General features: G+C 74.5%; 3 protein-coding genes. All 3 read left to right on the forward strand.

The window, feature by feature from the left end:
• Positions 1 to 29: 29 nt before the first annotated feature.
• The 3 genes from ABR738_RS03365 to vioD all read left to right on the forward strand — a co-directional run bounded on the left by ABR738_RS03365 (position 30) and on the right by vioD (position 12,255).
• Positions 30 to 4,592, forward strand: coding sequence for a non-ribosomal peptide synthetase (locus ABR738_RS03365; protein WP_350228451.1), 4,563 nt, complete (start codon positions 30 to 32; stop codon positions 4,590 to 4,592).
• 71 nt (positions 4,593 to 4,663) lie between these two features.
• Positions 4,664 to 11,071: a non-ribosomal peptide synthetase gene (locus ABR738_RS03370; RefSeq protein ID WP_350228452.1), complete on the forward strand. Its 6,408-nt coding sequence runs from the start codon at positions 4,664 to 4,666 to the stop codon at positions 11,069 to 11,071.
• Between the two features lie 74 nt (positions 11,072 to 11,145).
• Positions 11,146 to 12,255: a capreomycidine synthase gene (gene vioD, locus ABR738_RS03375; protein WP_350228453.1), complete on the forward strand. Its 1,110-nt coding sequence runs from the start codon at positions 11,146 to 11,148 to the stop codon at positions 12,253 to 12,255.
• Positions 12,256 to 12,311: the final 56 nt, after the last annotated feature.

Consider the following 12,311-nt stretch of genomic DNA (forward strand, 5'->3'; position numbering starts at 1 on the left):
ACGCCACCCACCGCCCCGGGATCACCCACATGAGCCAGTCACCCCAGCGCACCGCGCTCTCCGCCGACAAGCGCCGCCTGCTCGCCCAGCTGCTCAAGGAGCAGGGCCTGTCCCGACCCGACGCCGCCGACCTGATCGCCCGCCGCCCCCAGGGGGTGCGCCTTCCGCTGTCCTTTGCCCAGCAACGCCTGTGGTTCGTCGAGCAGTTCGCGGGACCGAGCCCGCTCTACAGCATCGCCTGCACCGTCCGGCTGACCGGCGGCCTCGACGCCGGCGCGCTCGAAGGGGCCCTGAACAGGGTCGTTGCCCGGCACGAGGCGCTGCGCACCACCTTCCACGCCGAGGACGGCAGGGCCGAGCAGATCGTGCACGACCGGGTCACGGTCACCCTCGCGCTCATCGATCTGTCCGCTCCGGGCGAGGACAATCGCGAGGCCGCGCTGTCGGAGCTGATCGCACAGGAGAGCCGCCGCCCCTTCGACCTGGGCTCCGGCCCGCTGCTGCGCGCCACCCTGGTCAGGCTGGCGGACGAGGAGCACCTGCTGGTGCTCACCATCCACCACATCGTGGCGGACGGCTGGTCCCTGGACATCCTGGTGCGCGAGCTGGCCCACCACTACCGCGCGGACGCCGCCGGGCTGCCCGAACTGTCCATCCAGTACGCCGACTTCGCGCTCTGGCAGCACGGGCGGGTATCCGGTGAGGCGCTGGAGTCGCAGCTGGCCCACTGGCGTGAGCGGCTGGCCGGCGCGCCCAGCGTCGTGGACCTGCCCACCGACCGGCCGCGCACCGTCCAGCAGAGCTTCGCCGGCGCCTGCTTCCCCTGGCGGCTCGAAGGCGATCTCGCCGCCCGCCTGACCGCGCTGGCCCGCGAGCACGACGCCACCTTGTACATGGCGCTGCTCGCCGGGTTCATGGCCGTCGCTCAGCGGTGGAGCGGGCAGAACGATTTGGTGGTCGGCTCGCCCGTCGCCAACCGCAACCACCCGCAGACGGAGGGCCTGATCGGCTTCTTCGTCAACATGCTGCCGCTGCGCGCCGACCTGTCCGGCAATCCGTCCTTCACCGAACTGCTGGGCCGCGTACGGGAGTCGGCGCTCGCGGCGTACGCCCATCAGAACGTGCCGTTCGAGCGGATCGTGGAGGAAGCGCGCCCGGACCGCGACGCGCAAGGCCGCACCCCGTTCGCCAATCTGCTGCTGGTCCTCCAGAACACCCCGGAGACCCGGATCGAGCTGCCGGGCCTGCGGATGGACGTGGCCGCGGTCGACACCGGGACCGCCAAGTTCGATCTGCACCTCCAGGTCACCGAGACCCCCGAGGGGCTGACGGGGCTCGCCGACTACAGCACCGAGCTGTACGACGAGCGCACCGTGCGCCGCTTCATCGACCAGTGGCTGCGCCTGCTCGCGGCCGCCGTCGAAGCCCCCGCCACCCGGCTCGACGCGCTCCCCCTGCTCGGCGCCACCGAGCGGAGCGCGGAGCTCATGGCCGGCGCCGCGCGCGGATCCACCGCCCCGGCGGCGCGCAGTCTTCCGGATGCCTTCGCCGAGCAGGTGCGGCTGCGGCCCGACGCCATCGCGGTCGGCTGCGGCCCCGAGCGGCTGACGTACGCCGAACTCGACCGGCGCTCCGACGCGCTGGCCCGGCGCCTTCGCGCGCTCGGCGTGGGCCCCGAGAGCCGGGTGGCGATCTGCGTCGAGCCGTCGGCGCGGCTGGTCACCGGGATCCTGGGCATCTTGAAGAGCGGCGGCGCGTATGTGCCGCTCGATCCGCGCCATCCCGCCGAGCGCCTTGCCTTCACCCTTGCCGACTGCGGCGCGGTGGCTCTGGTCGCCGACCCGGAGCACGCGGGGCTCCGCGACGGCCTCCCCGTCCTCGCGGTGGACCAGCCGCTCTCCTCGGAGCCGTTGGAGCCGGCCCGGCTCGGCCCCGGCCACCTGGCGTACGTGATCTACACCTCCGGCACCACCGGCCGTCCCAAGGGCGCGCTGCTCACCCACGCCAACGTGCTGCGGCTGTTCGAAGCGGCCGCGCCCGATGTCGCGTTCGGCCCGGACGACGTCTGGTCGCTCTACCACTCGGCCGCGTTCGACTTCTCGGTCTGGGAGATCTGGGGCGCGCTCCTGCACGGTGGCCGCGTCGCCGTGGTGCCGCAGGAGGCCCGGCGCACCCCGGCCGCATTCCACGCGCTGGTCCGCGCGGAGGGCGTCACGGTGCTCAGCCAGACCCCCACCGCGTTTCGCCAGTTCGCCGACGCCGACGCGGCGGCCACCACGTCGGCGGCGCGCCCGCTCGCGCTGCGGCACGTCGTGTTCGGCGGCGAGGCCCTTGAACCGGGCGCGCTGCGCGACTGGGCCGCCCGGCACCCCGAAGCGCCCCGCCTGGTCAACATGTACGGCATCACCGAGACCACGGTGCACGTCACCGCGCACACCCTCGGCGCGGCCGGCCTCGGCGCCCCGGGCAGCGTGATCGGCCGCCCCCTCGCCGACCTGGCGGTGCACCTCCTGGACGGGCGCGGCGAACCGGTGCCGGCCGGGATCCCCGGTGAGCTGTGCGTCGGCGGACCCGGCCTCGCCCGTGGCTATCTGGGCCGGCCCGGCCTGACCGCCGAACGCTTCGTGCCCTCGCCGCTCGGCGACGGGGAGCGGCTTTACCGCAGCGGCGATCTGGCCCGCAGGCTGCCCGACGGGACGCTTGAGTACCTGGGCCGCGTCGACCAGCAGGTCAAGGTGCGCGGGCACCGCGTGGAGCCCGGCGAGATCGAGGCGGAACTCGGCGCCCACCCGGGCGTGCGGCACGTGGCGGTGCTGCCCCGCGAGACCCCGGACGGCGGCACCGGCCTGGTCGCGTATCTGGTGCCCGACGCGGACGCCGACGGCGAGGCTTCGCCCGGCAGGGGACGGGCGGCCGACGCGGAGCAGGTCACCCAGTGGCGCACCGTCTTCGACACCGCCTACGAGCAGTACGAGCAGGCCGGTGGCGCCGACCCCACGTTCAACATCCGTGGCTGGACCAGCAGTTACACCGGTGAGCCGATCCCCGCCGAGGAGATGCGGCGCTGGGTGGAGGACACCGTCGCCCTGGTGCGCGCCACGAAGCCGAGGCGGGTCCTGGAGATCGGCAGCGGTACCGGGCTGCTCCTGTTCCGGCTGGCCGGCGCATGCGAGCAGTACACCGGGCTCGACCTGTCATCCAGCGCCATCGCTCACGTACGCCGTCATCTGCCGGCCGACTGGCAGCACGTAACGCTGCTGCGCCGGCCGGGCCACGAGCTGGACGACCTCAAGGGCGACGCGTACGACACCGTCGTCGTGAACTCGGTGGCCCAGTACCTGCCGAGCGCGGGCTACTTGGTGGACGTGCTCACCAAGGCCGCCGGGCTGCTCGCGCCCGGTGGGCGGATCGTGGTCGGCGACGTGCGCCACCGCGCCCTGCTGGAGGCCTTCCACGTCTCGGTGCTCGAAGAAGGCCGGCCGGCCGGGGCGGACGACGCCGAACTTGCCCGCCAGGTCCGCCAGGCCGTGCGGCAGGAGAACGAGCTGCTGCTCGACCCGTGCTTCTTCGAGTCCCTGCGCCAGGAGATCCCGCGCATCGGCCGGGTGGAGGTGCTGCCCAAACCCGGGCGCGACCGGAACGAGATGACCCGCTACCGCTACGACGTGGTGCTGCACCTGGACACCGAGACCGTCCCCGCCTCCGCGCGCACGGTGGCGTGGACCGGCGGCGAGCCGGCGGCGCTGCTCGACGGCTCCCCCGTGGTCGTCACCTCCATCCCCAACGCCCGGGTGCACGCCGACGCGGTGACCGCGGCGCGGCTCTGCGGCGAGGACACGGGCATCGACGCCGCCGATGAGACGGTCGGGCTCGACCCGCAGGACGTACGCGACACGGCGGCCCGGCTCGGGTACGCCGTCGAGCTCAGCTGGGCCACCGGGGACCCCCTCGGACGCTTCGACGCCGCGTTCCGCCCGGCCGGCACCGACGCCGTCACTGCGCTGCCTCCGGCCGGAAACTGCGCCGGCCTGCCGTGGCCGCACTGGGCCAACGACCCCCATCGCGGCCGGATCGCCCGCACCCTGGTGCCCCGGCTCCGCGCCCATCTGCGCGAGCGGCTGCCGGAGTACATGGTCCCGGAGGCGTTCGTCACCCTGGAGACCCTGCCGCTGACCGCCAACGGCAAACTCGACCGCGCCGCGCTGCCCGCGCCGGACTGGTCCACCGGCTCCACCGCGCTGCTCGCGCCGCGCGACGACACCGAGCGGGCCCTGGCCGAGATCTGGAGCACAGTTCTCGGCGTGGCCCGGATAGGGCTCGCCGACGACTTCTTCCACCTCGGCGGCCACTCGCTGCTCGCCGTCCAGGTCACCGCGGCGGTGCGCGAGTCCCTTGGCCGGGATCTGCCGGTACGGGCGCTGTTCGAGGCACCGGTGCTCGCCGCGTACGCCGAAGCGGTGCGCTGCGCCCCGGCCGCCGAGGCGCAGCAGGACACGGCGGCGCCGGTGCGCGAGGCCGTGCCGGCCGACGGCGCCGGGTTCGACGACCTGTCCGCCGAAGAGCTGGCCGCGCTCATGGGCGGCGAGCTGTGATGCCCGCCGCGTCCGCGCCGCCCGGCGCGTCCCTCCCCTCCCCCGACCCCGATCCTGTGAAGGAGCGTCCCGTGGCCACCGGCCCCCGCACCGCCGAGGTGCTGCCCACCTCCGCCGCCCAGCGCCGGTTCTGGCTGATCGACCGCCTCGATGGCCCCAGCGGGGTCTACAACACCGCCGCCGCGCTCCGGCTGCGCGGACCGCTCTCCACTGAGGGTCTGCGCGACGCCTTCCAGCTCCTGGTCGACCGGCACGAGGCCCTGCGCACCGTCTTTCCGGCCCGCGACGGCGTCCCGGTCCAGCTGGTGCTGCCGCGCCGGGCCTTCGAGCTGAAGGTCACCGACGCGGCCGGATCGAGCGAGGCGGAGGTCCAGGAGCTGGCGGGCCGTCTCGCCGAGCAGCCCTTCGACCTGGCCAAGGGGCCGTTGATGCGCGCCGAGCTGATCGCGCTCGGGCCCGGGGAGCATGTGCTGCTCGTGGTGCTGCACCACATCGTGGTGGACCGGTGGTCCTTCGGCCTGCTCATGTCCGAGCTCTCCGAGTGCTACGCCGCGTCGGCCGAGCGACGGCCGGTCCGGTTGCCCGAGCTGACGGTGCGCTACGCCGATCACGTGGCGGGACGCCAGGCCGTGCTCGCCGGCGGCCTCGACGAGCGGCTGCTGGCCTACTGGCGCGACCAACTCGCCGGCGCGCCCCAGGCGTTGGAGCTGCCCTGCGACCGCCCCCGCGCGGCGGTCCGCACCTTCCGCGGCGCGAGCGTGCCGGTGCGCCTGGACGCGGGCCTCTCGCAGGGGGTGCGCGACCTGGCCTCCTCGACGGGCGCGACCCCGTTCATGGTGCTCCTGGCCGCTTTCCAGGCGGTCCTCGCCCGGCACGCGGGTGTCGAGGACGTGGTGGTGGCGACCGGGCCCGCCACCCGGGCACCGGGCACCGAGGCGCTGGTGGGCTCGCTGGTCAACACCGTGCTGCTGCGTACGTCGCTGGCCGGCGACCCGAGCTTCGCCGAGCTGGTCCAGCGGGTGCGGGGCACCGCCCTTGACGCCTTCGACCACCAGGAGCTGCCCTTCGACCGGCTCGTGGAGGAGCTGGCGCCGAGCCGTGACCTGTCGCGCAATCCGCTGGCCCAGGTCGGCTTCGTCCTCCAGAACGCGCCGGCCACCACGCCCGCCCTGTCCGGCCTCGCCGTGGAGCCGGTGGCCGTGGCGCGGGACAGCGCGCACATGGATCTGGACCTCCAACTCGCCGACGTCGAGGGGTGTTTCACCGGTTTCGCGGAGTTCGCCCGCGATCTGTTCGACGCTTCGACGGTGACCCGGATGCTCGGTCACTGGACCACCTTGCTGAGCGCGGCCGTCCGCGCGCCCGGCACCCGGCTGTCCGAACTGCCGCTGCTCACCGCCGCCGAGCTCGAGCGGGAGCTGCACGGCTGGAACGACACCGACGGCGAGTTCCCCGCCGGACTGCGGGTGGACCAGCTGTTCACCCGGCAGGCCGCCCGCACGCCCGGCGCGGCAGCGGTGATCGACGCGTCGGGCACGCTCACCTACGCGGCGCTCGACGCCTGGGCGGCCCGGATCGCCCACCGGCTGCGGCAGGCCGGGGTCGGTCCCGATGTGCCGGTCGCCCTGTGTCTGGAGCGCGGGGCCGGGCTCAGCGCCGCCATGCTGGGCACGCTGCGCGCCGGCGGCGCCTTCCTCGGCCTCGACCCGGCCTATCCCGCCGACCGCCTCGCCCACATGCTCGCCGACGCGCGCCCGGCGGTGATCCTCGCCGACGCCTCCACCGCGAGCGCGCTTGTGGCGGACGCCGAGGTGGTGCTGCTCGACGACATCGCCGCGGACGGAGCGGAGTTCGGCCGCGCCGACACGGGGCCGGGCAGCACGCCGGAGTGCGGCGGCGCCGGCGAGGCCAATCTGGCCTACCTCGTCTACACCTCCGGCTCCACCGGGCGGCCCAAGGGCGTGGCGGTGAGCCACCGCGCCATCGTCAACACCTTTGCGGGGCTCGCCCGTTCACATGGTTTCGGACCCGGCGACCGGATGATCGCGCTGCACTCGCCGAGCTTCGACCCGGCCGTGCACGACTGTCTCGCCCCGCTCGTGGTGGGCGCCACCGTCGTCTTCCCCGCGCAGGACGCCGCCCGTGATCCCTGGCACTGGGCCGAGCTGGTCGGGCGCCACCGGGTGACCGTGTGGTCCATGGGGCCGGCCGGTACCGAGGCGATGCTGGCCGCCGCCGAAGAACACGGCCTGCCCCTGGACAGCCTGCGCGCCGCGCTGGTCGGCGGTGACGTACTGCCGCCCGGGCTGCCGCCCCGGCTGCGGGCGGCGGCGCCCGGCTGCCGGGTGGTCAACTCCGCCGGCGTGGCCGAGGCCGCCTTCTGCAACAACGAGTACCCGGTCCCCGAGGACGCCGGGCCTGGCCCGCTGCCCTATGGCCGCCCCCTGCTCAACCAGCGCCTCCTCGTCCTCGACCGGCTGCTGCGCCCGGTTCCGGTGGGCGTGCCGGGCGAGCTGTGCGTGGCGGGCGAGGGTCTTGCCCGTGGCTACCTGGGCCGTCCGGGCCTGACGGCCGAACGTTTCGTGCCGCACCCCTACGGCCGGGTGCCGGGCGAGCGCCTTTACCGCACCGGCGACCTCGCCCAGCGCCGCCCCAACGGCGAGCTCGAACTGCTCGGCCGGGCCGACCACCAGGTCAAGATCCGGGGCTTCAGGGTCGAGCCGGGCGAGGTCACCGGCGTCCTGCTCACCCATCCGGCGGTGGCGGACGCCATCGTGGTGGCCCACGAGGCAGGTCCGGGAGAACGCCGCCTCGCCGCGTACTGGGCGGCCGCACCGCACACTGCGGCATCCGGCGCCGAGCTGGCCGCCTGGCTCCGCGAGCGACTGCCCGCCCACCTGGTGCCCGCGCTGTGGACGGAGCTCGCGGCCCTGCCGCTCTCACCCAACGGCAAGGTGGACCGGGCCGCGCTGCCCGCCCCCGCCGCGACGGGCACCACGGCCATGCGCGTCGCACCGCGCACCGACCGCGAGACGCAGATCGCCGCCATCTGGCAACGCCTCCTCGAACTGCCCGAAGTCGGCGTCCTGGACGACTTCTTCGCCGTCGGCGGTCACTCTCTGCTCGCCAACCGGCTCGTCAGCGCCGTGCGCGCCGAGTTCGGGGTGGAGGTGCGGCTGCGCGAGGTGTTCGCCGCGACCACGGTGGCCGCCCAGGCCGAACTCGTCGAGCGGCTGCTGAGCGGCGACGGCGCGACGGACACCGCGCCGCTGCCGCCGATCACCCCGGCGCACCCCGCGCAGCCGCTGCCGCTGTCCTTCGCCCAGCAGCGGATGTGGCTGTTCGACCGCTTCGCCCCGGGCAACCCGGCCTATCACGTACCGACGGCCGTACGGATCGGCGGCCCTCTCGACCCGGTGGAGCTGGCCACGGCGCTGCGGGCCCTGATGGACCGGCACGAGGTGCTGCGCGCCGTCGTCGTGGCCGGTGAGGGCGCGCCCACCCAGCGCGTACTACCGTCCGGTGCGGCCCCGCTGACCGTACGCGAACTCCCCGCCGGCGAAAGCGTGGAGACGGCGGTCGAGGCCTTTGTGACCCGCCCCTTCGACCTCGCGGCCGAGGCACCGCTGCGCGCCCTGCTGCTGCGCACGGCTCCGGCCGAACACGTCCTGGTCCTGGTCATCCACCACATCGCGCTGGACGGCTGGTCGATGGGCGTGCTCGTCGAGGACCTGGGTGCGCTGTACGACGGCCGGGAGCTGCCGGCGCTGCCGGTGCGTTACGCCGACTACGCGCGGTGGCAGGCCGACCGGGCCGGCGAGGGCCGCTGGGCCCCGCAGCTCGACCACTGGCGCGCACGGCTCGCCGGACCGCTGCCCGTGCTCGACCTGCCGGCCGACCGGCCGCGTCCCGCGACCCCGAGTCTGGCCGGCGCGGTCCACGAGTTCACGCTGCCCGCCGAACTGACCGAGCGGCTGCGCGCGTTGGGATCCCAGCACGGCGCCACGCTCTTCATGGTGCTGCTCGCCGGCTACCAGGCGCTGCTCGGCCGGCTGTCCGGGGCCACCGACGTGGTCATCGGCACGCCGGTCGCCGGACGCGGACAGCGCGAACTGGACGGCGTGGTGGGCTGCTTCGTCAACACCCTCGCCCTGCGGGGCGACTTGTCCGGCGACCCGGCCTTCACCGACCTGCTGGCGCGCGTCCGCGCCGGTGCGCTCGCCGACTTCGAGTGCCAGGACGTGCCGTTCGAGCAGGTCCTGGACGCCGTCGGCGCCGAGCGCGACCCCGCGAGGCACCCGGTCTTCCAGACCATGCTGACCCTCCAGAGCGCCCGGCCGCCCCGGGCCGGCTTCGACGGCCTGCGCGTGGAGCCCATCGAGGCGCGCACCGGGTCCTGCCTGATGGACCTGATGTTCACCGCCGTCGAGCAGGACGGATGCCTGGCGTTCTCGGTGGAGTACGCCACCGACCTCTTCGACGAGGAGAGCGTGGCCCGTCTCGCGCACCGCTTCGGCGTGCTGCTCACGGCCGCCGCCGACGCGCCGGACACGGCGCTGTCACGGCTCGCGCTGCTGGACGCCGAGGAGCGCCGCACCGTCCTGACCGACTGGAACGCCACCGCGCGCCCGTTCCCGTCCGGCGGCCTGCACGACCTGGTCGCGGCGGCCGCCGCCCGCACCCCCGACGCCCCGGCCCTGGAGTACGAGGGCCGCGCCACCAGCTACGCCGATCTGGAGACCGCCGCCGAACGGTGCGCCGCCCGCCTGCGCGCCCTCGGCGTCGACGGGCAGAGCGTGGTCGCGGTGCACGCGGCCCCCACCCCGCTGCTCGTCACCGCCCTGCTCGGCGTGATGAAGGCGGGCGCCGCCTTCACCACACTCGATCCCGAACTGCCCGAACCGCGGCTGCGCCTGCTCCTCGACCTGTCCGGCGCGCACCTGGTCCTCACCGACGACGGCGCGCCACGCCCCCTCTTCGACAAGATCACGGTGGTCCCGATCGAGGCACCCGGCGAGCCCGCCGGGGCCGTCCAGGTGCCGCAGGCCCCGACCGAGCCGGACGCGCTGGCCTGCGTCTTCTTCACCTCCGGCACCACCGGAACCCCCAAGGGGTCGATGTTCACGCACGGGGGCCTGGTGAACTTCACCCTCGCGATGGCGCGGGAGTTCAGGCTGGCCCCCGGCGACCGCTTCCTCCAGCTGGCCTCCACCGGCTTCGACGTCCTGCTCGAAGAGCTGTTCCCGGCGCTTGCGGCCGGCGCCACCGTGGTGCTGCCCGGCTCCCGCCTCCTGACCCGAGGCGTCGACCTGACCGGGTATCTGGCGGAGCACCGCGTCAGTGGCCTGGAGCTGACCACCGCGTACTGGCACGACTGGGTCGGTCAACTGGAGCGTACCGGAGGCCAGTTGCCCAAGACGCTGCGGTTCGTCGCGATGGGCGGCGAGCGGGTGCGCCGCGACCGGCTCGCCGCCTGGCAGCGGTACGGGGTCGCGCTGGTGCATGTGTACGGTCTGACCGAGGTGACCTGCACCTCGACCACCCTGCGCGTGGAGGACCAGGCGGTGGGCGGCGACGGCCTGCCGATCGGCCGACCGCTGGCCAACACCCGGGTCTATCTCCTGGACCCGTCCGGCCGGCCCGTGCCCATCGGCGCCCCGGGCGAGCTGCACCTGGGCGGTGCGGGCCTGGCCCGTGGCTATCTCGGCCGCCCGGGCCTGACCGCCGAGCGCTTCGTGCCCGACCCGTTCGGTGAGCCCGGCGCCCGGCTCTACCGCACCGGTGACCTGGCGCGCCACCGGGCCGACGGCACCGTGGAGTTCATCGGCCGCGCCGATCAGCAGGTGAAGATCCGGGGCCACCGGATCGAGCCCGGCGAGGTGGAGGCCCAGCTCGCCGAGCGGCCCGAGGTCGGCGCCGCCGCCGTGGTGGTCCGCGAGGACGAGCCGGGCGAGAAGCGTCTGATCGCCTATGTGGTGGCCGCCGCCGGCCGTGATCTGGACGTCTTCGCACTGCGGGCCGCGCTGCGCGAACGCCTCCCGGCCCATCTGGTGCCGTCCGCGATCATTCCGCTGCCCGCGCTGCCGCTGAACGGGAACGGCAAGCTCGATCGCGGGGCGCTGCCACGGCCCGGCCGCGCCGAACTGGCCCACGGCGCGGCGGCCGCCCCGCGCACCCCCCTGGAGAAGGAGATCGCGGAGCTGGCCGGCGAACTGCTCGGTCTGCCGGGGGTCGGCGTCCACGACAACCTCTTCGATCTGGGCCTGCACTCGCTGCTCGCCACGCGCTTCGCCGCCCGGGTCCTCGACGCCTGCCGGGTCGAGGTGCCGCTCCGGGTCTTCTACGAAGCCCCCACGGTGGCCGAACTCGCCCTGAGGATCGTTCAGTTCCAGGCCGAGGCGAGCGATCCGGACGATCTGGAGCTCCTGCTCGCGGAGCTGGAGGCGGAGGACGGCGCCGCCGACACCGCCACCTCCTGACCCCGGCCAGAACTCCCGGCGCACCCGCCGCCTTCCACCCCGACCGGCCGCAACCCGGCCCCTGGAGGAACCCCATGTCCATCGCCCCGGCCCTGCTGGAGGACTGGCTCCGCGAGCGGTACTTCACCACCACCTACGACATCAGCAGCAGCGGCGTCGAGAACTACACCGTGGACCAGGTGCTCGCCCTGGCCGGCACGAGCGCCGCCTCGCTCGGCGGCATCATGTTCCGCGACAGCCACTCCCTTGGCGCCGAGCCGCTGCGCGCCGCCCTCGCCGAGCGGCACGGCACCGACCCCGGCTCGGTGATCGCCACGCAGGGTTCGAGCGAGGCCATCTATCTGGTGATGCACGCCCTGCTCGAGCCGGGCGACGAGATCGTGGTGCAGGCCCCGGCCTACCACGCGCTGGTCGAGGTGGCGGCGTCGATCGGCTGCCGGATCGTCGAGTGGGCGATGCGCACCGAGCACGGTGTGGTCACCAACGAGGACGAACTGCTCGCGCTGATCGGCCCGGGCACCGCCATGGTGGTGGTCAACTTCCCGCACAACCCCACCGGCGCCACGGTGACCGAAGTCCAGCAGGGCGCCATCATCAACGCCTGTGCGCGGTACGGGACTTGGCTCGCCTGGGACAACGCCTTCAGGGACCTGGTGTACGACCGCGCGCCGCTGCCCGACCCCACGCCTCGCTACGCGCGGGCGGTCTCCTTCGGCACCCTGTCCAAGGCGTACGGGCTGCCGGGGCTGCGGGTGGGGTGGGCGCTGGCCGCGCCCGACGTCCTCGCGGGGTGTGTGCGCCGCCGCGACTACACGAGTCTGGCGCTCTCCCCACTGGTGGAGGCCGTCGCCACGCATGCCGTGCGCCACGCCGACGAGCTGCTGCACCCCCGGCTCGCGCAGGCCACCGCCAACCGGGCGGTGCTCGGCGACTGGCTGGCCCGCCACCGCGACCGGGTGGTCGCCGACCTGCCGGCCGGCGGGGTCACCGTCTTCCCCGAGCTGACGACGGTGGACGACGTGACCGTGTTCGCCGACCGGCTCGACCGCGAGCACGGCGTGCTGGTGGTGCCCGGCGTCTGTTTCGGCGCCCCCCGGCACATCCGGCTCGGCTTCGGCGGCGCGCGCGACGAACTCGTCGCGGGCCTCGACAAACTCGCCTCCCTGCTGCCCGTGGCCGGCTGACCCGCGCGCCGCGCCCCACCGAACCTTTCGCACCCACCGACCCGAGGTGACCCGCC

This window comes from Streptomyces sp. Edi4, from assembly GCF_040253615.1.
Lineage (GTDB): Bacteria > Actinomycetota > Actinomycetes > Streptomycetales > Streptomycetaceae > Streptomyces.